The sequence below is a fragment of the Brevirhabdus pacifica genome, from assembly GCF_002797755.1.
In the GTDB taxonomy this organism is placed as follows: domain Bacteria; phylum Pseudomonadota; class Alphaproteobacteria; order Rhodobacterales; family Rhodobacteraceae; genus Brevirhabdus; species Brevirhabdus pacifica.
The window spans coordinates 815568-839424 of the sequence record NZ_PGFI01000011.1 but is presented as its reverse complement, the minus strand read 5'-3'; the positions used below and the strand labels follow the sequence as shown (position 1 = coordinate 839424).

Here is a 23857-nt window from a genome sequence, read left to right as displayed (position 1 = left end):
GCGTGTCGGGCAGGTTGTGGCGGGTGATCGCATTCATGGGAACGGGCCTCCGTCTGGAATGATGGCTGATGCCCCATTCTGTCCCCTCTCGCGGCGAGGGTTCGTCCAAACCGCCGCTTGGGGCAGCAGAATCCTCGGAATGGGCGGTTCGGCGCAGGCAGGATCGTCTGTTCAGCCCCGGCCACACCTGCTCCGCGCGATCTGCTAGTCTGAAATGCGAATCCCCCCAACACCCCGCAACGACGGAGACTTTCGATGGATTTTCCCGATTTCATGCGCGCCTTTCCGGCCATCGACATCCCCCTTCCCGAGGACGTGGTCAGCACCAATGTCCTGCGCTCGGACGCGGGCATCGTCGTCTTCTTCACCGTCCACCAGGATTGCGAGATCCCGGCCCACGCGCATCTTGGCCAATGGGGCACGCTGGTCGCCGGCGAGATCGAGCTGACAATCGATGGTGAGACCCGCACCCGCAAACCCGGCGACAGTTGGAATATCCCCGCAGGGGTCGAACATTCGGCGCGGCTGAAGGCCGGTGCGCGCATCATCGATGTCTTTGAAGAACCGGACCGCTATCCGCTCAAGCCCGTGGCCATGGGCTGATCGGGATCGGCGGTTACTCAACCGGGCTGAGGCCTGCCCCGGCGCGGCATCAGCCCGGGGCGAACCCGGGCGGCAGGGCCATGCCGCCGCCTGGCTGCTTGACCGGCTTGGTGACGATGTAGGTGTAGTAGCGGGCCAGCCCCAGGTCGCCTTGCAAAAGCTCGTCCATGAACCGCTGGTAGCGGTCGATGTCGGGCACCACGATCTGCAACAGATAGTCAAAGCCGCCGCCCAGTGCCCAGCAGCCCGCCACCTCGTCGCGGGCCTGCATCGCCTCTTCGAAAGCGGCGAAATCGGCGGCGCGGTGACGCTCGATCTCGGCGGTGACGAAGACCTCGACCCGCGCCGCCACGATGCCGAGGTCGATGTCGGCGTGATAGCCCCGGATGACGCCCGAGGCTTCCAGCCGGCGCAGGCGCTCCCAGGTCGGGGTGGGGCTGAGGTTGACGCGCTTGGCCAGCTCGGCCTTCGAGATGCGCCCCTCGGCCGCCAGCACTCGCAGGATGGCAATGTCGCGATCGTCCAGCTTCAGCATCATGCCTCCTTGTTGCGTGGCGGGCGGGGATGAAAGCGGCCTAGCACAGGCCGCGCCCCGGCGCACGGGGGCGCGTGTTCGGGGCGCGTGTTCTGGCCCGCATGTTCTTACCCGCATATATCGGGGCGAATTCTTGGCAGGCCCGCTCCTAGGCCACGCACTTGGCGCGCAAGCGGTTGGAGCGGGCGCGCGGACGTGGAATAACCGGGCAAAGCCACCCGTCCGCGAAAGGCCCTCCCTTGTCCGATCTTGAGCGCAGCATCGACATCCTCGGCGACCTGATCGCCTTTCCCACGGTTTCCGCCGACAGCAACCTCGAGATGATCGCCTATCTCGCGGACCGGCTGGGCGATATCGGCGCCCAGGTGCGCCTGATGCAGGATCCCTCCGGCACCAAGGCCAACCTTTTCGCCACCATCGGCCCCGAAGGCGACGGCGGCATCGTCCTTTCGGGCCATAGCGACGTGGTCCCGGCACAGGAACCCGACTGGCAGGGCGATCCCTTCACCATGCGCCGCGCCGACGGGCGCCTCTACGGGCGGGGAAGCTGCGACATGAAGGGGTTCATCGCCGCCTGCATGGCGCTGGCACCCGAGTGGGCGGCCGCCCCGCTACGTCGCCCCCTGCACCTGTCCTTCACCTATGACGAGGAGGTCGGTTGCATCGGCGCCCGCCATCTGGTCGAGGAGCTGAAGGCCGCCAACATCCGCCCGGCCATGGCCATCATCGGCGAGCCGACCGAGATGCGCATCATCGAAGGGCACAAGGGCTGTTGCGAATACTCCACTGTCTTTCACGGGCTGGAGGGTCACGGATCGCAGCCCGATCTGGGGGTCTCGGCCGTCGAATACGCCAGCCGCTACATCGCCCGCCTTCTGGACCTGCGCGAAGAGCTTCAGACCCGCGCGCCCGCCGAAAGCCCCTTCGATCCGCCCTGGAGTACGCTTCAGATCGGCCGCGTCGAGGGGGGCGTTGCCCATAACGTCATCGCAGGGCGCTGCCAGGTCGACTGGGAAATGCGTCCCGTCACCAACGAGGATCGAGAGTTCGTCAAGGAGCGCATCGACCGCTATCGCGACGAAGTGCTGCTGCCGGCCATGCGCCGGGTCAGCCCCGCCGCCTTCATCGAGACACTTGTCATCGGCGAGGTCGAGGGGCTGGAGCCCATGCCCGAGAACGAGGCCCGCCATCTTGTCGCCGAACTGACCGGCGCCAACAGCGCCGATGTCGTTGCCTTCGGCACCGAGGCGGGGCTTTTTCAGTCCATGGGCATGAGCGCGGTTCTGTGCGGTCCGGGCTCCATCGCCCAGGCCCACAAGGCAAACGAATTCGTCAGCCTGGACGAGATGCGCCGTTGCCTCGACATGCTGTCGGGCCTGGGCGCGCGGCTGCGGGCCTGAGGGGCTTTCGGCTTAGATAACCACGTGGCCGGTGCGGTTGCGTATCTCCCGCAGCAGGCTGAGCATGGTCGAGGCCGAGGTGCGGGCGTTGCCGGCGCTGGCGCGTCCTTCGATGCGCATGGCGATGCGCGCCGCGTCGGTGGTCACCGTGTAGTCATGGATATTGCCGGTGGCGTCGGGATCCGCGATCAGCTCGACCGTGACATGATCCAGCCCCGGACCGGCCAGCGCCAGGGTGGCGGCCACGTTGGCGTTCTTGGGATAGGCGGTCGCGGCCTCGCGCGCGGTGCCGGTGAAATGGACGGCGGGCTCTGTGACCTTGCCCAGGTCCAGCCGCGTCTCGGCCGGTGATCCGGCCCAGGCGGCGGGCGGCTTGATGCCCCGGTATTGCAGTTGCATCGGCTGCCCCGAGAGGGCCAGCGCCGAGACCAGGTCGATCCCCCCGATCGCGCCCGAGGGCAGGATCAGCCGCGCCCCCCCCTCCTCCGCCGCACGGCGCAGAAGTGCCTCGCACCCCTTGCCCGCAAGACTTCCGACCGAGGCGAGGACCACGTCGATCCCGGACCTCAAAACGACAGGCAAATGGGCCGTCACCGCCGCGTGCCCGGCGCATTCCACTACAAGGTCCGGGCGGGCTGCGGCAAGGTCCGTGGCGTCCGTATAGACATGGGCGTCACGGGCCAGCGGACCGCCTGCGGTCAGGTGGGATTGGGCGGTCGCGCGGCTTTCGGTTCGCGCCAGGAGGCTGAGGCGGGTGACGCCGAAGGATCCGTCGCGCCCGTCCAGCGCCGCGATCAGCGCCTGCCCGATGGCGCCCAGTCCGATCACTCCCAGATGCATCGCGCCCTCCCCGCTGCCATGTCCCGCATGACCGGCATAGCGCGGCACGCTCGCCCCTGCCAGCCCGGGTTAGCCGCCGAGAGGGTCGCCCCGCCTCAGCCCGCGCGTTCCAGCACCGCGCGCAGCTCGGCCACCCCCAGGGGGGCTGGGTTTGCCTTCATCGATGAGGAGGCGCCGGCGGCCTCGGCCACGCGGACGTGGCTGGTGGGGTCAAGCCCCATGTCCGACAGGCGCGGCAGGCCCTGCCCGTGGCTCCAATCGGCGAAGGTCTGGGCCCCCTCCCCGCCGGCAATCGCCGCCATCTTCCCCTGCACCCAGGCGATGCGGGCGGAGGGGCTGTCGGCGCCGGCCTCGCCGGTCGCCAGGGCCGTCGCGTTGGCCTCCAGGACGAAGGGCAAAAGCGCGCCGCAGATCGCGCCGTGGGGCGCGCCCGGAACTTCGCCGCCGATCACTCCCGCCAGCCCGTGAACCGCGCCCAACCCCGAGTTGGCAAGGGCCAGCCCGCCAAAAAGCGAGACCAGCGCCATGTCGTCCCGCGCCGTCCGCAAGGCCTCGGCACCGGCCTTTGCATCCATCAGCACCGCCAGCGCCGACAGCCCCCGGGGGATCGCGTCGCGGCACAGCGCGTCGGTCATCGGGTTGGCGCGGGTGCAGACGAAAGGCTCGATCACCTGGGTCACGGCGTCCAGCCCCGAGGCCAGGGTGACGCCGCGCGGTGCGCCGTCGGTCAGCGCCGGGTCGACGATGGCCAGGTCGGGCAGCATGCGCGGATCGCGCAGGGAGACCTTGCGCCGATGCTCGGGCACGCCGATCACCGCGTTGCGCGTGACCTCGGCCCCCGTGCCGGCGGTGGTGGGGATGGCGACGAAGGGTGCCGGGGGCACCTGCAGGGGCATGCCGCGCCCGACCACCTCCAGGTGGTCCATGGGCGCGCTGTCGGCGTCCAGCAGCCCGGCCACAGCCTTGCCCAGGTCGATCGCCGCCCCGCCCCCGATGGCACAGACCGCGTGGGCGCCGAACTCGCGCGCCGCCGCAAGCGCCTGTTCCAGGCTCGCCAGGTCCGGCTCTGCCGCGCAGGGCCAGCCGAGGACGCGGATGTTCAGCGCCCGAAGCCCCTCCAGCAGCCAGGCCGCGCGGGTGGCGTCGGCGCCGTGGACGACCAGGACGTGAGGGGCGCCGGGGCCCTTGCGGCGCGGGGCAGCCAGCTCGGCGATGGCGGCCGGTGCCTCGGCGGCGGTGCCCCGGCCAAAGCGGATCTGACCGGCGCTGGCAAAGGCGAAGACGCCCGGGGGGCGCTGATGCGTGACGTTGCTCATGCCAAGCTCATGGTGGCGCGGACAGCGGCTTTCCAGCCGTCGTAGCGACGGGCGCGCATGTCCTCGGCCATCGCGGGCTCGAACCGGCGATCAAGGGACCAGCCGCGGGCGAATTCCTCTGGGTCGGGGTAGATCCCCGCGCGCATCCCCGCCAGCCAGGCCGCACCCAGCGCCGTGGTCTCGAGGATGGCGGGCCGGTCGACCGGGGCGCCGATGATGTCCGACAGGAACTGCATGGTCCAGTCGCTGGCGCTCATGCCGCCGTCGACCCGCAGGACCGCGCCGCCCTCATCGAAGGCCTCGCCGCAATCGGCGCGCATGGCCTCCAGCAGATCGCGGGTCTGGAAGCCCACGCTTTCCAACGCCGCGCGGGCAAACTCGGCCGGCCCCGATCCCCGGGTCAGCCCGAAGATCGCGCCCCGGCTCTCGGCGCTCCAGTAGGGCGCGCCGAGGCCCACGAAGGCCGGCACCAGAATCAGGTTCTGGGCCGGGTCGGCCCCCTCGGCCAGGGGCTGGACCTCGGGCGCCTGGCGGATCATCCGCAGCCCGTCACGCAGCCATTGCACCACCGCCCCCGCAATGAAGATCGAGCCTTCGAGCGCATAGGTCGGCTTGCCGTCAAGCTGATAGGCGATGGTCGTCAGCAGCCGGTTCTTCGAGGCAACCGGCCGATCGCCGGTGTTGAGCAGCGCGAAACACCCCGTCCCATAGGTGGATTTCATCATCCCCGGCTTGAAACAGGCCTGGCCCAGGGTCGCGGCCTGCTGATCGCCCGCGACGCCCAGGATTGGGATAGGCCGGCCGAAAAGATCGGGGCGCGTGGTGCCGAAATCGGCGGCGCAATCGCGCACCTCGGGCAGCATCTGGGGCGGGATGTCGAGCATCTCGCACATCGTCCGGCTCCAACGGCCCTTGCGGATGTCGTAAAGCAGGGTGCGGGCCGCGTTGGTGGCGTCGGTGGCATGGACCGCCCCGCCCGTCAGCTTCCAGATCAGGTAGCAATCGACCGTGCCGAACAGCAGCTTGCCCTGCCGGGCGCGTTCGCGCGCGCCGTCGACATTGTCCAGGATCCACTTCAGCTTGGTGCCCGAGAAATAGGGATCCAGCAGCAGGCCGGTGCGGTCGGTCACCGTCTCTTCCAGCCCCTGGTCGCGCAGGGCGCGGCAGGTGTCGGCGGTGCGCCGGTCCTGCCAGACGATGGCGTTGTGGATCGCGCGGCCCGTCTCGCGGTCCCAGACGATCGTCGTCTCGCGCTGGTTGGTGATGCCGATGGCGGTGATGTCGCCGGCGCCCAGACCCGCCCGTTCGATCGCCTGGCGGCAGGTGCCGGCGGTGGTGGACCACAGATCGTCGGGATCATGTTCGACCCAGCCAGAGTCGGGGAAATGCTGGGTGAACTCTTCCTGCGCGGTGGCGACCGGGCGCATCTTCGCGTCGAAAAGGATCGCGCGGCTGGAGGTCGTGCCCTGATCGATGGCCAGGATATGGGTCATGTCGCACCTGTCTTGTCGTCTTGTCCGAAGGGGGATCCAACGGGAATCCCCGGGCCTTTCCGGCGGGGGGCGCGGAAGGACCGACCGTCAGATTGGCAGCAGGTCGCACGGATGGAAACCCGCATTCCCGCGGTGGTGATCGGGCGATCCCGCGGCCGGCGGGTGGTCAGCGGGTGGCCGGGGCCGGTCACGAAATGGCCGGGGCCCGCGGACCCCGGCCGGTCGAATGGCCGGGGCACACCGCGCCCCGACCCGGGAGGTTCTATTTCCAGGAGGCGATCAGCTCGTCATAGGAAACGGTCTGCGGCTCGGGATCCTCGTTCTCCAGCTTGGCCTTGGGGGCACCGGGCTGCGAGAGCCATTCCTGGGGATCCTTCTCCTCGTTCATCTTGGGACCGAGGTCGCCCTGGACGCCGGCGCGCTCAAGCCGTTCGAGAACGCGCTCCTGCTGGGCGCAGAGGCTGTCGAGGGCTTCCTGGGCGGATTTCGCACCCGAAGAGGCATCCCCGATGTTCTGCCACCACAGCTGTGCCAGCTTGGGATAGTCGGGCACGTTGGTGCCGGTCGGCGACCACTGGGTCCGGGCGGGCGAGCGGTAGAACTCGACCAGACCGCCCAGCTTCGGCGCACGCTCGGTGAAGCTTTCGTGCTGTATGGAGCTTTCGCGGATGAAGGTCAGGCCGACATGGCTTTTCTTGACGTCCACGGTCTTGGAGGTGACGAACTGGGCATAGAGCCAGGCCGCCTTGGCGCGATCCACCGGGGTGGATTTCATCAGCGTCCAGGAACCGGCGTCCTGATAGCCGACCTTCATGCCCTCTTCCCAATAGGCACCGTGGGGGCTGGGGGCCATGCGCCACTTGGGCGTGCCATCCTCGTTCAGCACGGCCTTGGCGCCGTCGCCCACCATGTCGGCGGTGAAGGCGGTGTACCAGAACATCTGCTGCGCGATGGCGCCCTGTGCCGGAACGGGCCCTGCCTCGGAGAAGACCATGCCCGCGGCCGAGGGGGGCGAATACTCGTTCAGCCACTTGGTGTATTTCTCGATCGCGTAGACAGCGGCCGGAGAGTTGGTGGCACCGCCGCGCGCCACGCAGGAGCCGACGGGCTGGCTGTTCTCGTTGACGCGGATGCCCCATTCGTCGACCGGCAGGCCGTTCGGCTCACCCTTGTCGCCCATGCCGGCCATGGACATCCAGGCATCGGTGAAGCGCCAGCCGAGGCTGGGGTCCTTCTTGCCGTAATCCATGTTGCCATAGACGGTCTGGCCGTCGATCTCGCGGCCGGTGAAGAACTCGGCGATGTCCTCGTAGGCGGACCAGTTGACCGGCACGCCCAGGTCGTAGCCGTATTTCTCCTTGAACTCGGCCATCAGGTCGGGGTCGGTGAACCAGTCGTGGCGGAACCAGTAGAGGTTGGCGAACTGCTGGTCCGGCATCTGGTAGAGCTTGCCGTCGGGGCCGGTGGTGAACTGCAACCCGATGAAATCCTCGATGTCGAGGCCGGGGTTGGTGACGTCCTGCCCCTCGCCCGCCATCCAGTCGGTCAGGTTGCGCGCCTGCTGGTAACGCCAGTGGGTGCCGATCAGGTCACTGTCGTTGATGTAGGCGTCGTAGATGTTCTCGCCCGACTGCATCTGTGTCTGCAGCTTCTCGACGACATCGCCCTCGCCGATCAGGTCGTGGGTGATCTTGATGCCGGTGATCGCGGTGAAGGCGGGCGCCAACACCTTGGATTCGTACTCGTGGGTGGTGATCGTCTCGGACACCACCTTGATCTCCATCCCGGCGAAGGGCTGGGCCGCGTCGACGAACCATTGCATCTCGGCTTCCTGGTCGGCGCGCGACAGGGTCGAGTTGTCGATCTCGGAATCGAGGAACTGCTTGGCTTCCTCCATCCCGGCGTGGCCGGGGCCCGCCATGAGACCCAGCGCAAGCGCCAGGGCCGTGGTTGATTTCAGTGAAATTGTCATGTCTTCCTCCCAGTTATTCGGAAACGTGCAGTCGTCTCAGGTGCCCGGGCGTTGATCGCCCGATGCGGATCTCGTGGCCGTCTCAGACCCAGCGGAACACCGCCACGGCGTAGATCAGGCAGAGGATCAGCGCATACCATTGGTCCGCGCCGACCAGTCCAAGCCAGGCCAGGTTGATGAAGGCCGAGCCCAGAAGGGTGATGAAAAGCCGGTCCCCGCGCGTCGTCTCGATCCTGAGAATGCCGGTGCGCGGCGTCTCGGGAAATCGGATCGCAAGCACGGTGAACGTCAGCAGCAAAAGGGCGATCACTCCGAAGAAGATCGCGGTCGGCAGTGTCCAGGCCATCCAGTCCATTGCGTGTCTTCCTTTCTTCGCGGGTCAGACCCGGCCCAGGGCAAAGCCCTTGGCGATGTAGTTGCGGACGAAATAGATCACGAGAGCGCCGGGCACGATCGTCAGCACCCCGGCGGCGGCCAGCACGCCCCAGTCCAGCCCCGAGGCCGAGACCGTGCGCGTCATGGTCGCCGCGATCGGCTTGGCCTCGACCGAGGTCAGCGTGCGCGACAGCAGAAGCTCGACCCAGGAGAACATGAAGCAGAAGAAGGCCGCGACGCCGATGCCGCTGGCGATCAGGGGCATGAAGATCCGCACGAAGAAGCGCGGAAAGGAATAGCCATCGATATAGGCCGTCTCGTCGATCTCGCGGGGCACGCCGCGCATGAACCCTTCCAGGATCCAGACCGCCAGCGGCACGTTGAAAAGCGTGTGCGCCAGCGCCACGGCGATATGGGTGTCGAACAGCCCGACGCTGGAATAAAGCTGGAAGAACGGCAGCGCGAAGACCGCGGGCGGCGCCATGCGATTGGTCAGCAGCCAGAAGAACAGGTGCTTGTCGCCCATGAACGAATAGCGCGAGAAGGCATAGGCCGCCGGCAGCGCCACGGTGATCGAGATCACGGTGTTCAGGGTCACGTAGATGATCGAGTTGACGTAGCCCATGTACCAGCTGGCGTCGGTCAGGATGGTCTCGTAATTAGCCAGCGTCAGGTTCTGCGGCCACAGCGAGAAGGTGCTGAGGATCTCGGAATTGGTCTTCAGGCTCATGTTCAGCAGCCAGTAGATCGGCAGCATCAGAAACAGCAGGTAAAGCCCCATGACGATGGCGCTGCCGTTGACGCGGGCGGCGCGGCGCGGCCGGGCGGCCTCGGTTGTGGTGGCTGCGGGGCTGGCCGTCACGGCGCCGGGAATGGCGTCGTGCGTGCGGCCGGGGGCATCGGTGCGAATGTCGGTCATCACAGCCCATCCCTTTTGTCGAGATTGGTCATCACGGTGTAGAACACCCACGAGATCAGCAGGATCACCAGGAAGTACATCAGGCTGAAGGCGGCCGCGGGGCCCAGGTCGAACTGTCCCAGCGCCATCTTCACCAGGTCGATGCTGAGGAAGGTGGTCGCGTTGCCCGGCCCGCCGCCGGTGACGACGAAAGGCTCGGTATAGATCATGAAGCTGTCCATGAACCGCAGCAGGATCGCGATCATCAGCACGCCCTGCATTTTCGGCAGCTCGATGTAGCGGAAGACCTTCCAGCGGCTGGCCTGGTCGATCTTGGCCGCCTGGTAATAGGCGTCGGGGATGGATTGCAGGCCAGCATAGGCCAGCAGCGCCACCAGCGAGGTCCAGTGCCACACGTCCATGACGATGACCGTGGCCCAGGCGGCCAGGAAATCCTGGGTGTAGTTGTAGGAGATCCCCAGCTTGTCCAGCGTGTGGCCCAGCAGACCGATGTCGACCCGGCCGAAAATCTGCCAGATGGTGCCGACCACGTTCCACGGGATCAGCAGCGGCAGCGACATCAGCACAAGGCAGAGCGAGGCCCAGAATCCCTTCTTGGGCATGTTCAGCGCCACGAAGATGCCCAGCGGCACCTCGATCGCCAGAATGATCGCCGAGAAGGCAAGCTGACGGCCCAGCGCATCCCACATCCGTTCGGAATGGAGAAGCTCGTCGAACCACTCCAGACCGGCCCAGAAGAACTGATTGCCGCCGAACGTGTCCTGAACCGAGTAGTTGACCACCGTCATCAGCGGGATCACCGCCGAGAAGGCCACCAGCACCAGTACCGGCAGCACGAGGAACCAGGCTTTCTGGTTGATCGTCTTGTTCATCACGCGGCCCTCCCCGTGGCCTGACCCTCGACCCGCCAGTCGTCGGCATAGACATTGATCCGGGCGGGATCGAAGCTGACGCGGGTCATGTCGGCGCCGATGCCGGCGCCCTCGTCGACAATGATGTTGAGGTCGTGGCCGAAGCAGTCGGCGCGCACGATTTGGTGGCGGCCCACGTCCTCGACCCGGCGGATATTGACCGGCAGACCCTCGCTGTCGGACAGGCGGGCGTATTCGGGGCGGATCCCGATCTCGACCTTGCCGCTCAGCGGGCCGTACCCCCGGCCCAGCGGCAAGCTGGTGCCGTTGACATAGGCCTGATCGCCCTCGATCCGGGCGGGCATGACGTTCATGCCGGGCGAGCCGATGAAATAGCCCACGAACGTGTGCTGGGGCGTCTCGAACAGCTCTTCCGGCGTGCCGATCTGGACCACCCGGCCGTCGTGCATGACCACCACCTTGTCGGCGAAGGTCAGCGCCTCGGTCTGGTCGTGAGTGACGTAGATCATGGTGTGGCCGAACTGATTGTGCAGCGATTTCAGCTGGGTCCGCAGCTCCCACTTCATGTGGGGGTCGATGACGGTCAGCGGCTCGTCGAAAAGCAGCGCGTTGACATCCTCGCGGACCATGCCGCGCCCCAGGCTGATCTTCTGCTTGGCATCGGCCGTCAGCCCGCGAGCCTTGCGGTTCAGCTCGGCCTCCATCCCGATCATGGCCGCGATCTGCTGAACCCGGCGGGCGACGTAATCGGCATCGGCGCCCCGGTTGCGCAGCGGGAAGGCCAGGTTGTCGCGGACGGTCATGGTGTCGTAGACGACCGGAAACTGGAAGACCTGGGCGATGTTGCGCGCCGCCGTCGGCTGGGCCGTCACGTCCACGTCGTCGAACAGGATCCGCCCCTGGCTGGGCTGCAGCAGCCCCGAGATGATGTTGAGCAGGGTGGACTTGCCACAGCCCGAGGCGCCCAGCAGGGCATAGGCCTCGCCGTCGACCCAGTCGTGGTTCAGCTCCTTGAGGGCGTAATCCTCTTCGCCCCTCGGGTTGGGCATGTAGGAATGCGCCAGGTTGTCGAGCGTGATCTTGGCCATGGCCGCGTCTCCTCAGGCTGCCAGGGCGTAGGCGGCCGGCGCGATCAGCCGTCCGTCCTGCCCGAAGATGTAGACATGCGAGGGGTCCAGATAGACCCGCAGGTCCGCCCCCTGCTCCAGCTGGTGCACACCATGCAGCAGCCCGACCCAGCGTTCGCCGTGGTGGTCCAGGTGCACGAATGTCTCGGAGCCGCTGAGCTCGGTCACGATCAGCCGGGCGGTGAATTCCAGCGCCCCGGGGGTGGGGCGCGCGATGCGCAGATGGTTGGGCCGGAACCCGGCCATGTAACGCCCGTCGGCCAGGCTTGCCAGCGGCCCGGTCGCCTCGGTCGACTGGCCCTCGCCGAACATCAATCGCCCGCCGGTGACCGAAACGTTGAGGAAGTTCATCGGCGGGTCCGAGAAGACCCGCGCCGTGGTCGCATCGGCGGGCTGGCGGTAGACTTGGGGGGTGGGGCCGAACTGGGTCACGCGCCCTTCCCACATGGTGGCGGTGTTGCCGCCCAGCAAAAGCGCCTCTTCGGGTTCGGTGGTGGCATAGACGAAGATGCTGCCGGCCTCCTGGAAGATGCGGGGGATCTCGACCCGCAGTTCCTCGCGCAGCTTGTAGTCCAGGTTCGCCAGCGGCTCGTCCAGCAGCACCAGGCCCGCGTCCTTGACCAGCGCCCGCGCCAGCGCGCAACGCTGCTGCTGGCCGCCGGAAAGCTCCAGCGGCTTGCGCTCGAGAAAGGGGGTCAACTGCATCAGGTCGGCGGCCTTGCGCACCGCCGTGTCGATCTGCTCGCGGCTCTTGCCCATCAGGCGCAGGGGCGAGGCGATGTTGTCGTAGACGCTCATCGACGGGTAGTTGATGAACTGCTGGTAGACCATCGCGACCTTGCGGTCCTGCACGCGCATGCCGGTGACATCGCGCCCCTCCCACAGGATCCGGCCGGTCGCGGGCTGGTCCAGCCCCGCCATCAGCCGCATGAGAGAGGTCTTGCCCGAAAGCGTCGGCCCCAACAGCACGTTCATGGTGCCATTCTCAAGGGTCAGGTCGGTGGGGTGGATATGGGTGCTCCCCTCCACGACCTTCGAGACGCCTTCCAGCACGAGTGTCATCTCAGTTCCTCCGGTTCATTCCGCGGCCGATCTGGCGCGGCCGCGATGCAGGCGCATCCAGTCGTCCAGGGCCGTAATCTCGTCAGCGCCCAGCCGCAGCCCCAGCTTGGAGCGGCGCCAGACCACGTCCTCGGCGGTGCGGGCATATTCATGGCTCATCAGCCACTCGACCTCGGCGGCGTGCAGCGTGGCGCCGAACCCCTCGCCCAGATCACCGGGGGCCTTGGCCGCCCCCAGGATCGCCCAAGCGTCGGTGCCGTAGGCGCGGATCATGCGCCGCGCCCAGAAGGCATCCAGGAAGGGATAGTCCTGGCGCAGCCGCGCGATCAGGTCGGGCACTTCGGCGACGGCGAAATCGCCGCCCGGCAGGGGCACGCCGGCGGTCCAGTCGCCCGGCATCTCGCGCGCCGCACCGCCCGGGGTGGCGGGTGCCTCGAAATGGGGCACGATCAGCGCCAACGCGGCCTCGGCCAGGCGCCGGTAGGTGGTGATCTTGCCGCCGAAGATGTTCAGCACCGGCGCCCCGCCCCGGTCATCGACCTTCAGCGTGTAGTCGCGGGTGGCGGCCGTGGCCGAGCTTGCGCCGTCGTCATACAGGGGCCGCACGCCCGAATAGGTCCAGACGATATCCTCATCGGTCACGGGGCGGCGGAAATAGCGCGAGGCGAAGCGGCACAGGTAGGCGCGTTCCTCGGGAGTGCAGACGGGGGGCGTGTCGGGGTCGTCATGCTCGGCATCTGTGGTGCCGATCAGGGTGAAGTCGGTCTCGTATGGGATGGCGAAGATGATCCGCCCGTCCTCGCCCTGGAAGAAATAGCATTTCTCGTGATCGTAGAGCTTGCGGGTCACGATATGGCTGCCGCGCACCAGGCGGACCCCCTCGTCCGAGCGGATGTCGATGCGATCCTTGATGACCTCACCGACCCAGGGCCCCGCGGCGTTGATCAGCATCCGCGCGTAATGGGTGTCGCGGGTGCCCGTCTCGGTCGCCTCGACCTCGATCCGCCACAGGTCCTGCTCGCGCTCGGCGCGGACAACGCGGTGGCGGGTCAGGATCCGCGCGCCCCGCGCCTCGGCATCGCGGGCGTTCAGCACCACCAGGCGCGAATCCTCGATCCAGCAGTCGGAATATTCGTAGGCGCGGCGAAACTCCTCGCGCAGGGGGGCGCCCTCGGGACCGGTGGTCAGGTCCAGCGTGCGCGTCCCCGGCAGGATGCGGCGGCCGCCCAGCGTGTCGTAAAGGAAAAGGCCCAGCCGGATCAGCCAGGCCGGGCGCCGCCCGCGCATCCAAGGCATCACCAGGCTCAGCAGGCGCGAGGTCGGCGTCTCGGCCTCAAAGCGCATGCCGGGGTGGTAGGGCAGCACGAAGCGCATGGGCCAGCTGATATGCGGCATGGCGCGCAGCAGCGTCTCGCGCTCGATCAGGGCCTCGCGCACCAGGCGCAGTTCGAAATACTCAAGATACCGCAGCCCGCCATGAAACAGCTTGGTCGAAGCCGAGGAGGTTGCGGAGGCCAGGTCACCCATCTCGGCCAGCGTCACGCTCAGCCCGCGGCCGGCTGCGTCCCGGGCAATGCCACAGCCGTTGATCCCGCCGCCAATGACGAAAAGATCACTCACCTGCGCTGTCGGCGACGTGGACACCCGGACGTTCCTCCCATTGTCGAGCAGGGCAGAGGAAACCACGGCCGGAAAGCCCGAGTCAATCCGACCTGTTCGATTTTTTTCCTTTCAAAGGGTATTGATGTTCGATCAAGATCAAAGCGAACATTATTCCGAACGTTGGACGGGACGAAGGTCAGCCCCCGGGTCGGGCTATCCAACCTTGTTTAACAGGGCATATTTCAAAAATCGGGCCGTTTTCGGCGTCACCCTTGCCTCTTCGCGGGATTTCGCCAAGGATGCGACGAAGCAAAAGGAACATCATCTTGTCCCAGACCCTGCGCCACCCGGAAATCCTGGATATCGCCCGCGCCGAGGGAAAGGTCACCGTCGAGGGGTTGGCCGAACGTTTCGGCGTCACCGTCCAGACCATCCGCCGGGACCTGGCCGAGCTGGCCGAGGCCGGTCGGTTGGAGCGGGTCCATGGTGGCGCGGTCCTGCCCTCGGGCGTGTCGAACATCGGCTATGAGGACCGGCGCGTCCTGAACCACCCAGCGAAATCCGCCATCGCCCGCGCCTGCGCCCGCGAGATCCCCGACAGCGCCTCGGTCTTTCTGAACATTGGCACCTCGACCGAGGCTGTCGCCCGCGAGTTGCTGGACCACCGCGACCTGCTGGTCATCACCAACAACATGAACGTGGCCAACATCCTGGTGTCGAATCCCGATTGCCAGGTGATCGTCGCCGCCGGCACCCTGCGGCGATCGGACGGGGGGCTGGTGGGCAACCTGACCATCGACACGATCAACCAGTTCAAATTCGATTTCGCGGTCATCGGCTGTTCGGCCCTGGATGCCGAGGGGGATCTGCTGGATTTCGACGTGCAGGAGGTGCATGTCAGTCAGACCATCATCCGCCAGGCCCGGCGCAGCTTTCTGGTGGCGGACCATTCCAAGTTTCAGCGCAGTGCGCCGGCGCGGATCGCCTCCCTCTCCGAGATCGACACGTTCTTCACCGACCGCCCCCTGCCCCGCGACCTGACCGGGCGCTGCGCCAGCTGGGGCACGCGGTTACGGATCGCAAGCGAGGGGCGCGGGTCGGAGGATCCGGCGACTGCCCCGGCGACGGGACAACGGGGCGAGGCTGCGCGCGGCTGATCAGGGGATGGGATCGGGGGCCGGCGGCGCGGGTGCCTGCGCGTCGTCTCCGGCCACGGGCTGCGACGCCTCGTGGCGCAGCACGGCACAGCACTCCTCGCCCGAGCGCAGCAGGTGCTTGCGCCAGACCCGGTGCGCCTCGGCCCCGTCGCCGCGGCTCAGGGCCTCGACCAGCAGCTCGTGATCGCTCATCGCCAATCCGCGCCCGGTGCCGACGGCGACGGACAGGAATCGCGCCCGCTCCGCCCGCACCGACAGCTGCGACCGCAGCTGGCTGAGGATCGGGTTCTCAGCATATTCCACCACCAGATCGTGGATGCGGCGGTTGGCGTCGAAATACTTCGCCCGGTCGCCGGTCTCGAAATGCCGTCGCATCTCCTCGTGGTTCTGGCTGATCCGGCGCAGCTGCGTGGGGGTGATGCGCGCCGCCGCCAGTTCGGCCGCCAGCGCCTCAAGCCCGGCCAGCACCTCGAAAAGATGCCGGGTCTCGTCGATGGTGACGGGGGTCACGCGGGCACCCCGGTTCGGCGTCAGCTCGATCAGATGTTCGCCCGCCAGGACCTTCAGCGCCTCGCGCAACGGCGTCAGTGAAACGCCCAGCTCATCGGCCAGCTCGTTGCCCGGAACCTTCTCTCCGCCGGCGAAGCGGCCGGCCACGATCATGGCGCGGATGCTGTCGGCGACCTGCATGTGCAAGGGCTGGCGGTTGATGATGAGCTTGCCGCGACGGCTGAGCTTGTGTCGCCCGGGGGTCGGGGTTTTGGTGACTGGCATTCGCTCTTCCTCCAGTGCGAAGACCGGCAGGTGCGAAACCCGTCCGGTGCGCCACCGGGGCCCGGCGCGACCCACAGCGCCCGCCGATCATAGTTGCAAGGTGCAAACCATGTAAATCCGGGCGTTTCCCAGGGATCTGATTTTTTATTTTCCGCCCGATGCTGTTGCCGACATGCCAGAGAGGGCGCGGCATCCGGTATGGCATGTGATGGCTGGCGATCCCGCGAGGACTCGAACCCCGAACCTGCTGATTAGAAGTCAGCTGCTCTATCCTGTTGAGCTACGGGACCGCTGGGCCTTCTTTGCAAGAGGGGCCGGGCAAGATCAAGGCCAAGCTTCCGGTGGCGGACGCCGAACACCGGGGGCAGACCCGGCCCCGGCCGCACGCGTCCTGACCGCCCCGTACGGGGGCGGGCTACCGGCCGCTGCGGCGCGGGCTGGGTGTCAGTGGGTCCAGACGGTCCGGCGGTTGGTGGCGAAATTCTCGCCATAGCCGCCGCCGCGGATGTTGGGGCGGCGCTTGTGGCTTTGCATGACCACCGCGTCGATCCCGTGATCGCGGGCGTATTCCTGGGCCTGCTCGCAGCTGTCGAACTTCAGCCGGACCTGCGACTGGGTATCGCCGGAGCTGGTCCAGCCCATCAGCGGATCCACCTCGCGGGCGTCGGCGGGCAGAAACTCAAGATACCAGCTTCTGGTCTTGGCCATCCCCGAGGAGGTGGCCGATCGGGCCGGCTGAAAAATCCGTGCGCGCATGAAAATCCTCCGCTTGCTGGCCCGTTATCCCCGAACCCCGCCACCGGATCAAGAGGGGGACATGACGCGGCCAGTGCGGGTGCGGCGGGGATCGGGTGGCGGCCGGGCACGGGCAGCCCCGTGACGCAAGCGCCGATTTTTCGCGCATCCGCCTGCCCCTTGCGCAGATTGCGGGCAAACGCGCGCTTTTGCCCCCTGCCGCCGGGCGCGGCGCCTTGTGTTGTCGCCGGCCAGCGGTGTGGCTGAGCGCACCTGAAGCCGACCAACAAGAAAGTTTTCGGAATGCATCGACGCAAGTTCATCGCCGCCGGGACCACGCTGGCCGCGGCCCCCCTCGCCGCGCCCTCGATCGCCCGGGCGCAGACCTCCTTCAACTGGAAGATGACCAACGCCTACGGGCCCGGCTCGCCCTTCTACGTCGAGGGGCCCGGCAGCCCGACCGACTTCTGCAAGAAGGTCGCCGCCATGTCCGACGGACGGCTGACAATCCAGCATTTCGCCGCCGGCGAGCTGATCCCCGCCCTCGAAGGGTTTGACGCCGTGCGCTCGGGCGCGGTCGAGATGAACGCCGCCAACGCCTATTTCTGGGCGGGCAAGCTGCCGGCGGCCCAGTATTTCACCACCGTGCCCTTCGGCCTGAACTTCCAGGGGATGAACGCCTGGCTCTACCACGCCGGCGGCATGGAGCTGTGGGACGAGCTTTACGCGCCGCTGGGCATGAAGGCCCTGCCGATGGGCAACACCGGCGTGCAGATGACCGGCTGGTTCCGCAAGCCGATCGAGACGGTCGCCGATTTCGACGGGCTGAAGATGCGTATCCCGGGCCTGGCCGGCAAGGTCTATGCCCAGCTTGGAGTCGACGTGAAACTGCTTCCGGGCGGCGAGATCTTCCCCGCGCTCGAGCGTGGTGTGATCGACGCGGCCGAGTTCGTGGGCCCCTACCAGGACCGGCGCCTGGGCCTGCAGAACGCCGCGAAATACTACTACACCACCGGCTGGCACGAGCCGTCGAACACCACCGAGCTGCTGATCGGCAAGGCGGCCTGGGACAGCCTGCCCGACGATCTGAAAGCCATCGTCGAGACCGCCGCCATGGCCTGCAACCTCGAAAGCCATGCCTGGTCCGAGGCCAACAATGCCGCGGCCCTGAAGGATCTGGTCGAGAACGAGGGCGTGATCGCCGACGTGCTGCCCGAAGACGTGGTGGCAGAGCTGAAATCGGTCACCGACAAGGTGCTCGAGGAGGGCGCCGCTGCCGATCCCGCCACCCGCAAGGTGCATGACGCCTTCATGGCCTTCAAAGCCGAGCACCAGGCGTGGTCCCGGATCTCCGAGGCCCCGCTCTTCGCGCTGCCGTCCTGAGGGCGATGATGCGCACGGTCGCAATCCTGGCGCACGGGGCCTCCGCCCTCGTGCGCCACATCGGACAGATCAGCGCCTGGCTCGGGCTGGCGCTGGTCTGCGTCGTCAGCTTCAACGTGCTGGCCCGTTACCTCTTCGGCTTCGGCAGCGTCGCCCTTCAGGAAGCCGAGTGGCACCTGATGAGCGCGGCGGCACTCCTGGGGATGTCCTACGGGCTGAACCAGGGGGGCGAGGTGCGGGTCGACATCTTTTACGCCCGCATGTCGTCGCGCCGGCAGGCCCTGATCGACACGGGCGCGGCGCTGTTGCTGATGGCCATCTCTCTCATCATCGCGTGGCTCAGCCTGGCCTATGTGCAAAGCAGCTACTCGATCAACGAGGGCTCACCGGATCCCGGCGGGCTGGGCTATCGCTACCTGCTGAAATCCGTGCTTCCGATCGCCTTCGCGCTGCTGGCGCTGCAAGCGGTAGCCATGCTGGGCGAAGCGCTGCAACGGCTTCTCGCCCGCCGGCCCTGACGCCCCTTCCCGATACACCTGACAAAGATCGAGACCCCCTTGCCCTATACTGAAATCTTGGCGCTGTGCATGATCGGCGCTTTCTTCGTGATGCTCCTGATCGGGTTTCCGGTGGCCATCTGCCTGGGCGCCACCGGCCTGGTCTTCGGCTACCTCGGCTTCGGCACGATGCTGTTCACCCTGCTGCCCGCGCGGGTCTTCGGGGTGGTGACGAACTACACGCTGCTGGCGCTGCCACTGTTCATATTCATGGGCATAATGCTGGAAAAATCCCGAATAGCCGAGGACCTGATAGAGGTCATCGGCCTGGCCATGGGCGGGCTGCGCGGCGGCATGGCGCTGGCGATCATCCTGGTTGGGGTGCTGATGGGCGCGGCCTCGGGCGTGGTGGGGGCGACGGTGGTGACCATGGGGCTGATCGCCCTGGGCCCGCTGATCAACCGCGGCTACGACGCGGGCGTGGCCTCCGGGGTGATCTGCGCCTCGGGGACACTGGGCCAGATCATCCCGCCCAGCCTGGTGCTGATCCTGCTGGCCGACATCATGGGCGAGTCGGTGGGCACCCTGTTCGCGGCGGCGCTGATCCCGGGGCTGATGCTGGCGGGGCTTTTCGTGGCCTACGTGCTTGTCCTCGGACTGGTGCGGCCGGCGGCGGTGCCGGCCATCCCGGCGGCGGAGCGGGCGTTGACCTCGCCCCGCGCTCTGGCGGGCAAGCTGGTGAAGGTGGTGCTGCCGCCCATTGCCCTGATCGTTCTGGTTCTGGGCTCGATCATCGGCGGGGTGGCGGCACCGACCGAAGCCGCCTCAATGGGGGCGTTGGGCAGCGTGGTGCTGGCGGCGATGGCCGGGCGGCTGAACCGCAAGGTGCTGACCGGGGCGGTGCGCGCGGCCTTCGTCACCAGCGCCATGGTCTTCCTCATCCTCATCTTCGCCCAACCCTTCGGCCTTGCCTTCCGCGGCCTGGGCGGCGAGCGCATGGTCCAGGACAGCTTTGCCCTGGTGCCGGGCGGGCTGGACGGGCAGATCCTGTTCCTGATGCTGATCCTCTTTGTGCTGGGCTTTTTCCTTGAGTGGATCGAGATTTCCTACATCGCCCTGCCGCTCTTTCTGCCGATCTTCCACCAGGCCGGGGTGGACATGGCCTGGATCGCGATCCTGGTGGGCGTGAACCTGCAAACCTCGTTCTTGACACCGCCTTTCGGCTGGGCACTTTTCTTCCTCAAGGGGGTCGCCCCGCCCGAGGTCTCGACCGGGGACATCTATCGCGGCGTGCTGCCCTTCATCGCAATCCAGCTCGTCGGCGTGGCGCTGGTCTTCTTCTATCCGGCTCTGGCCCTGTGGCTACCCGAAGCTATCGGGTGGTAACATGCTCAAAGCATCCCTTGGACTGAACGGCGGCATGACCGCCCCCCATCGGGCCGCCGCGCTGGCGGGCCGCGACATCCTTGCCCAGGGCGGCACCGCGATCGAGGCGATGGTCGCGGCCGCCGCCACCATCGCGGTCACCTACCCGCACATGAACGGGATCGGCGGCGACGGGTTCTGGATCATCCACCGTCCGGGCACCGCGCCCGTCGGCATCTCGGCCTGCGGCACGGCGGCGGCACTGGCGACGCCGGAGTTCTACGCCCGTCACGGGCATGAGACGGCAATTCCCGCCCGTGGCGGGCTGGCGGCGCTGACCGTCCCGGGCACAATCAGCGGCTGGGAGAAGGCCCTGTCGCTGGTGCCCGCCGAACGGCGCCTGCCCCTCTCGGTGCTTCTGGCCGACGCGATCGGCCACGCGGAGGGCGGAATCGCCGTCACCGGCAACCAGGCCGATTGCACCACCGACAAGCTGGCGGGCCTGCGCGACGTGACCGGCTTTGCGCCGACCTTCCTGCTGGACGGGGCGCCGCCCCGCGCCGGCGACCGGCTGGTGCAGGCCGCCCTGGGCGGCACGCTTCGCCACCTGGCCGAGAATGGCCTGCGCAGCTTTTACCAAGGGCCCCTGGCGCAGACCCACGCTGCCTTCCTCGAGGCCGAGGGCAGCCCCCTGCGCGCCGACGATCTGGCGGGGTTCGAGGCACGGCAGGTGACGCCCCTGACGCTCGAGACCTCGGCGGGCCAGTTGTTCAACATGACGGCGCCGACCCAAGGCGTCGCCTCCCTCGGGATCCTCGGGATCTTCGACCGGCTGGGTGTCAGCCAGGGCGAGGGGTTCGCCCATCTGCACGGGCTGATCGAGGCCACCAAACAGGCCTTCATCCGCCGCAACGCCGAGCTGGGCGATCCCGCCCACATGACGGTGCCGGCGCAGGAGTGGCTGACCGCCCCGGCGCTCGACGCCATGGCTGCGCGGATCGATCCTGAACGGGCCCTTGCCTGGCCCTACGAGCCGGCCGAGGGCGATACGATCTGGATGGGCGCCACCGACAGCGACGGCACGGTCGTCAGCTTCATCCAGAGCGTGTTCTGGGAATTCGGATCGGGGCTGACCTGCCCCGAGACGGGCGTGTTCTTCCAGAACCGCGGCGCGGGCTTCACCCTCCACGAGGGGCCGAACCAGCTTGGCCCGGGGCGGCGCCCCTTCCACACGCTGAACCCGGCGCTGGCGCATCTGCGCGACGGTCGGGTGATGGCCTATGGCACCATGGGCGGCGAAGGACAGCCTCAGACTCAGGCCGCGGTCTTCACCCGCCACGTGCAGTTCGGCATGGACCTGCAACAGGCGATCACCGCGCCGCGCTGGCTGCTTGGGAAGACCTGGGGAGATGACACGACCTCGCTGAAGATCGAGGACCGCGTCGACCCGGCTCTGGTCGAGAAGCTGCGCCAGGCGGGCCACCAGGTCGAGATGCTGCCCGGCTTCAGCGACCTGACGGGGCACGCGGGTGCCGTGGTGCGCCATGCCGGCGGCCTGGTCGAGACCGCGACCGACCCCCGCGCAGACGGCGCCGCGCTGAGCTTCTGATTGGCTGGGCTTCTGATCGGCTGAGCTTCTGACCGGACGCCCGCGCCGACGGCGCGGATGGCTTCCTGTTCATTGATGTGGTGAGGGGCCAGGCGTCCCTGCCCGGGCCACCGGTGTCTGTCCGGGGACGAGCACGCCGAGACACGCCGAATAGGACTGGTCATCGCAGAGGATGGGAGGCGGATGCCGAAAGCGGCTTCCCTGCCCCCCCTTTCCGCACCAGTGCGGAACCGGGCGCAAAGGGAACGCGCCGTTGAGGGGCTGTGCAAGGAGACGATGGCGCCCGTCAGATGTGGGAGCGAGGGGGTGAGGCGGGTGCTACACCTGCCGGGTCGCCATCGTCACTGCTTGCAACCTCACGTTAGGTCAAGCGGCTCAGGCAGACAAGAAATCAAAGATTACAAGTGTCTGTAATACCTTCGAATTTCCTGCCCACGCTTAACCGGATCGAAAGATCTCGTTTGGGTCAGTGCCCGCCCAGGATGCCCGTCCGCACCCCGTAATTGACCGCCAGCCCATAATCCGGGTCATCCCCGGCCTCGGCCACCAGCTGGCCCGCCCGCTTCAGCAGGCGGTGGCAATCGCGCGAAAGATGGCGCAGTTGTAGGGTCTTGCCCTCGGCCTCGTATCGCTCGGCCAGCGCCTCGATCGCCTGAAGGGCGGATTGGTCGACGACACGGCTGTCGGCGAAATCCACCACCACAAGATCGGGGTCCGCCTCGGGGGTGAAGAGGTCGGCGAAGCCCTGGGTCGACCCGAAGAAAAGCGGCCCCTCGATCCGGTAGACCTTGGCGCCCAGATCGTCGGTCTGGGTGCGGGCGTGGATGCGGGTCGCGTTGTTCCAGGCATAGGCCAGCGCCGAGACAATGACGCCCACCACCACCGCGATGGCAAGGTCGGTCAGCACCGTCGTCACGGTCACAAGCAGCATCACCAGCGCATCCGTCAGGGGGATCTTGCGCAGGATCGTCAGGCTGCGCCACGCGAAGGTGCCGATGACGACCATGAACATCACGCCCACCAGTGCCGCAAGGGGGATCAGCTCGATCAGACCCGAGGCGAAAAGGATGAAGATCAGCAGGAAGACCGCCGCCGTCACCCCGGAAAGCCGGGTCCGGCCGCCGGATTTCACGTTGATCATCGACTGGCCGATCATGGCACAGCCGCCCATGCCGCCAAAGAAGCCGGTCACGGTGTTGGCCACGCCCTGGGCCACGCATTCCTGACTGGCGCCACCTTTCTCGCCGGTGATCTCGCCCACAAGGTTCAGGGTCAGCAGGCTTTCGATCAGGCCGATCGCCGCAAGGATCAGCGCATAGGGCAGGATGATCTGGAAGGTTTCCCAGTTCAGGGGCACCGTGGGGATGTGGAAGGCCGGCAGCCCGCCCTCGATCGAGGCCAGATCCCCGACCCGCGGCACATCAAGCCCGAAGCCGATCACCAGCAGCGCGACGATGCCGATGCCGGCAAGGGGAGCGGGGATCACTGTGGTGAAACGCGGCAGGATCCAGATGATCGCCATCGTCAGCGCCACCAGCGCCAACATCAGAACCAGCGGAAAGCCCGAAAGCCACTGCCCCGACGCCAGCCCGTGGCTGGCCGACGTGGCCGAGCCCGGCACCTGGAACTGCGACAGCTGCGCCATGAAGATCACGATCGCCAGACCGTTGACAAAGCCCAGCATCACCGGGTGCGGCACCAGACGGATGAACTTGCCCAGCCGGAAGATCCCCGCGCCGATTTGCAGGATCCCCATCAGAACCACCGTCGCGAATAGGTATTCGACCCCGTGCTGCGCGACCAGACTGACCATCACCACCGCCAAGGCGCCCGTCGCACCCGAGATCATGCCCGGCCGTCCCCCGATCAGCGCCGTGATCAGGCCCACGATAAAGGCCGCATAAAGCCCGACCAGCGGGTGCACCCCGGCGACGAAGGCGAAGGCCACCGCCTCGGGCACCAGCGCCAGCGCCACGGTCAGGCCCGAAAGCACCTCGGTCCGGATGCGCGCGGGCCCCCAGTCGGTGGTGCCGCTGCGGGCGAAGTTCTCGGTGAAAAGGGCAAGCGAGGTTTTGACCACGGCGGCGGGTCCTCCGTTTGTGAAGGTGGCGTCGATCTGTGCAAGGGTTTCCGCGCGCTCTATAGCACACGAACCCTGCCGGCCAGTGCCAAGCGGCGAATTGCCGCTATGCGCGTGGGGTCATCCCGGTCTGCGGGGCGG

At 67.4% G+C, this 23857-nt stretch carries 21 protein-coding genes and 1 tRNA gene; 7 read left to right on the top strand and 15 right to left on the bottom strand.

The genetic code is table 11. The annotated features are described in order from the left end of the window. Window positions 1-255 precede the first annotated feature (255 nt). Window positions 256-603 (top strand): cupin domain-containing protein, encoded by a 348-nt coding sequence (locus CLV77_RS04175; protein ID WP_076979123.1) that lies wholly within the window; start codon window positions 256-258, stop codon window positions 601-603. Between the two features lie 49 nt (window positions 604-652). Here CLV77_RS04175 and CLV77_RS04170 read toward each other — a convergent pair whose 3' ends face one another. Further along, window positions 653-1135 (bottom strand): Lrp/AsnC family transcriptional regulator, encoded by a 483-nt coding sequence (locus CLV77_RS04170; RefSeq protein WP_211285979.1) that lies wholly within the window; start codon window positions 1133-1135, stop codon window positions 653-655. A gap of 242 nt (window positions 1136-1377) precedes the next feature. Here CLV77_RS04170 and argE point away from each other — a divergent pair, with 242 nt between their 5' ends. Further along, window positions 1378-2538, top strand: coding sequence for an acetylornithine deacetylase (gene argE / locus CLV77_RS04165; protein WP_076979125.1), 1161 nt, complete (start codon window positions 1378-1380; stop codon window positions 2536-2538). Window positions 2539-2550: 12 nt separating this feature from the next. On the opposite strand, the gene CLV77_RS04160 is transcribed toward argE, so the two are convergent. The 10 genes from CLV77_RS04160 to glpD form a co-directional block, all read right to left on the bottom strand. After that, window positions 2551-3378, bottom strand: coding sequence for an aspartate dehydrogenase (locus CLV77_RS04160; RefSeq protein WP_076980983.1), 828 nt, complete (start codon window positions 3376-3378; stop codon window positions 2551-2553). A 95-nt stretch (window positions 3379-3473) separates the two neighbouring features. Beyond that, window positions 3474-4694, bottom strand: coding sequence for an iron-containing alcohol dehydrogenase (locus CLV77_RS04155; RefSeq protein WP_076979126.1), 1221 nt, complete (start codon window positions 4692-4694; stop codon window positions 3474-3476). Next, on the bottom strand, window positions 4691-6187 hold the full coding sequence (gene glpK, locus CLV77_RS04150; RefSeq protein ID WP_076979127.1) for a glycerol kinase GlpK: 1497 nt from the start codon (window positions 6185-6187) through the stop codon (window positions 4691-4693). The genes CLV77_RS04155 and glpK overlap by 4 nt, the downstream gene beginning before the upstream one ends. A gap of 262 nt (window positions 6188-6449) precedes the next feature. Further along, window positions 6450-8159 carry an ABC transporter substrate-binding protein gene (locus CLV77_RS04145; RefSeq protein ID WP_197685761.1) on the bottom strand — a complete coding sequence of 570 codons (1710 nt, stop codon included), beginning with the start codon at window positions 8157-8159 and terminating at the stop codon, window positions 6450-6452. Between the two features lie 82 nt (window positions 8160-8241). Next, the gene (locus tag CLV77_RS04140; protein WP_076979128.1) at window positions 8242-8514 is read right to left on the bottom strand and encodes a DUF2160 domain-containing protein; all 273 of its coding nucleotides are present in this window, start codon (window positions 8512-8514) and stop codon (window positions 8242-8244) included. Window positions 8515-8538: 24 nt separating this feature from the next. After that, window positions 8539-9453 (bottom strand): carbohydrate ABC transporter permease, encoded by a 915-nt coding sequence (locus CLV77_RS04135; RefSeq protein ID WP_083707688.1) that lies wholly within the window; start codon window positions 9451-9453, stop codon window positions 8539-8541. Next, window positions 9453-10325, bottom strand: a complete 873-nt coding sequence (locus CLV77_RS04130) for a carbohydrate ABC transporter permease (RefSeq protein ID WP_085047437.1) — start codon at window positions 10323-10325, stop codon at window positions 9453-9455. The genes CLV77_RS04135 and CLV77_RS04130 overlap by 1 nt, the downstream gene beginning before the upstream one ends. Beyond that, window positions 10325-11413 carry an ABC transporter ATP-binding protein gene (locus tag CLV77_RS04125; RefSeq protein ID WP_076979129.1) on the bottom strand — a complete coding sequence of 363 codons (1089 nt, stop codon included), beginning with the start codon at window positions 11411-11413 and terminating at the stop codon, window positions 10325-10327. Before CLV77_RS04125 ends, CLV77_RS04130 begins: the two co-directional genes overlap by 1 nt. Before the next feature lie 12 nt (window positions 11414-11425). Further along, a complete protein-coding gene (locus tag CLV77_RS04120) occupies window positions 11426-12514 on the bottom strand; it encodes an ABC transporter ATP-binding protein (RefSeq protein ID WP_076979130.1) in 1089 nt (362 codons plus the stop codon). 15 nt (window positions 12515-12529) lie between these two features. Continuing rightward, entirely contained in the window at window positions 12530-14158 is a 1629-nt protein-coding gene (gene glpD / locus CLV77_RS04115) for a glycerol-3-phosphate dehydrogenase (RefSeq protein WP_076979131.1), read from the bottom strand. A 284-nt stretch (window positions 14159-14442) separates the two neighbouring features. Here glpD and CLV77_RS04110 point away from each other — a divergent pair, with 284 nt between their 5' ends. Beyond that, the gene (locus CLV77_RS04110; protein WP_076979132.1) at window positions 14443-15273 is read left to right on the top strand and encodes a DeoR/GlpR family DNA-binding transcription regulator; all 831 of its coding nucleotides are present in this window, start codon (window positions 14443-14445) and stop codon (window positions 15271-15273) included. Here CLV77_RS04110 and CLV77_RS04105 read toward each other — a convergent pair whose 3' ends face one another. The 3 genes from CLV77_RS04105 to CLV77_RS04095 all read right to left on the bottom strand — a co-directional run bounded on the left by CLV77_RS04105 (window position 15274) and on the right by CLV77_RS04095 (window position 16803). Further along, window positions 15274-16047 carry a GntR family transcriptional regulator gene (locus CLV77_RS04105; RefSeq protein ID WP_083707689.1) on the bottom strand — a complete coding sequence of 258 codons (774 nt, stop codon included), beginning with the start codon at window positions 16045-16047 and terminating at the stop codon, window positions 15274-15276. 213 nt (window positions 16048-16260) lie between these two features. Next, window positions 16261-16337: transfer RNA gene (locus CLV77_RS04100), tRNA-Arg, on the bottom strand. Window positions 16338-16491: 154 nt separating this feature from the next. Further along, complete coding sequence (locus CLV77_RS04095; RefSeq protein ID WP_076979133.1) at window positions 16492-16803, bottom strand: ETC complex I subunit; 312 nt, start codon at window positions 16801-16803, stop codon at window positions 16492-16494. Between the two features lie 282 nt (window positions 16804-17085). On the opposite strand from CLV77_RS04095, the gene CLV77_RS04090 reads away from it, so the two are divergent. Genes CLV77_RS04090 through CLV77_RS04075 form a run of 4 tightly spaced genes read left to right on the top strand, consistent with a single transcriptional unit; the run spans window position 17086 to window position 21636 of the window. Beyond that, the gene (locus CLV77_RS04090) at window positions 17086-18165 is read left to right on the top strand and encodes a TRAP transporter substrate-binding protein (protein WP_076979134.1); all 1080 of its coding nucleotides are present in this window, start codon (window positions 17086-17088) and stop codon (window positions 18163-18165) included. A gap of 8 nt (window positions 18166-18173) precedes the next feature. Then, window positions 18174-18683 (top strand): TRAP transporter small permease subunit, encoded by a 510-nt coding sequence (locus tag CLV77_RS04085; protein ID WP_076980988.1) that lies wholly within the window; start codon window positions 18174-18176, stop codon window positions 18681-18683. A 39-nt stretch (window positions 18684-18722) separates the two neighbouring features. Then, window positions 18723-20048: a TRAP transporter large permease gene (locus CLV77_RS04080; RefSeq protein WP_100053106.1), complete on the top strand. Its 1326-nt coding sequence runs from the start codon at window positions 18723-18725 to the stop codon at window positions 20046-20048. A 1-nt stretch (window position 20049) separates the two neighbouring features. Further along, a complete protein-coding gene (locus CLV77_RS04075) occupies window positions 20050-21636 on the top strand; it encodes a gamma-glutamyltransferase family protein (protein WP_076979135.1) in 1587 nt (528 codons plus the stop codon). Between the two features lie 466 nt (window positions 21637-22102). Here the strand turns inward: CLV77_RS04075 and CLV77_RS04070 are convergent, their stop codons facing one another. Next, window positions 22103-23641: a SulP family inorganic anion transporter gene (locus CLV77_RS04070; protein WP_233128038.1), complete on the bottom strand. Its 1539-nt coding sequence runs from the start codon at window positions 23639-23641 to the stop codon at window positions 22103-22105. Between the last annotated feature and the right edge of the window lie 216 nt (window positions 23642-23857).

What these genes read in the sequence shown, in the direction of transcription:
- CLV77_RS04175 (WP_076979123.1), top strand. Translation starts at nt 256, where the DNA reads ATGGATTTTCCCGATTTCATGCGCGCCTTTCCGGCCATCGACATCCCC.
- CLV77_RS04160 (WP_076980983.1), bottom strand. Translation starts at nt 3,378, where the DNA reads ATGCATCTGGGAGTGATCGGACTGGGCGCCATCGGGCAGGCGCTGATC.
- CLV77_RS04155 (WP_076979126.1), bottom strand. Translation starts at nt 4,694, where the DNA reads ATGAGCAACGTCACGCATCAGCGCCCCCCGGGCGTCTTCGCCTTTGCC.
- glpK (WP_076979127.1), bottom strand. Translation starts at nt 6,187, where the DNA reads ATGACCCATATCCTGGCCATCGATCAGGGCACGACCTCCAGCCGCGCG.
- CLV77_RS04145 (WP_197685761.1), bottom strand. Translation starts at nt 8,159, where the DNA reads ATGACAATTTCACTGAAATCAACCACGGCCCTGGCGCTTGCGCTGGGT.
- CLV77_RS04140 (WP_076979128.1), bottom strand. Translation starts at nt 8,514, where the DNA reads ATGGACTGGATGGCCTGGACACTGCCGACCGCGATCTTCTTCGGAGTG.
- CLV77_RS04135 (WP_083707688.1), bottom strand. Translation starts at nt 9,453, where the DNA reads ATGACCGACATTCGCACCGATGCCCCCGGCCGCACGCACGACGCCATT.
- CLV77_RS04130 (WP_085047437.1), bottom strand. Translation starts at nt 10,325, where the DNA reads ATGAACAAGACGATCAACCAGAAAGCCTGGTTCCTCGTGCTGCCGGTA.
- CLV77_RS04125 (WP_076979129.1), bottom strand. Translation starts at nt 11,413, where the DNA reads ATGGCCAAGATCACGCTCGACAACCTGGCGCATTCCTACATGCCCAAC.
- CLV77_RS04120 (WP_076979130.1), bottom strand. Translation starts at nt 12,514, where the DNA reads ATGACACTCGTGCTGGAAGGCGTCTCGAAGGTCGTGGAGGGGAGCACC.
- CLV77_RS04105 (WP_083707689.1), bottom strand. Translation starts at nt 16,047, where the DNA reads ATGCCAGTCACCAAAACCCCGACCCCCGGGCGACACAAGCTCAGCCGT.
- CLV77_RS04095 (WP_076979133.1), bottom strand. Translation starts at nt 16,803, where the DNA reads ATGCGCGCACGGATTTTTCAGCCGGCCCGATCGGCCACCTCCTCGGGG.
- CLV77_RS04090 (WP_076979134.1), top strand. Translation starts at nt 17,086, where the DNA reads ATGCATCGACGCAAGTTCATCGCCGCCGGGACCACGCTGGCCGCGGCC.
- CLV77_RS04085 (WP_076980988.1), top strand. Translation starts at nt 18,174, where the DNA reads ATGCGCACGGTCGCAATCCTGGCGCACGGGGCCTCCGCCCTCGTGCGC.
- CLV77_RS04075 (WP_076979135.1), top strand. Translation starts at nt 20,050, where the DNA reads ATGCTCAAAGCATCCCTTGGACTGAACGGCGGCATGACCGCCCCCCAT.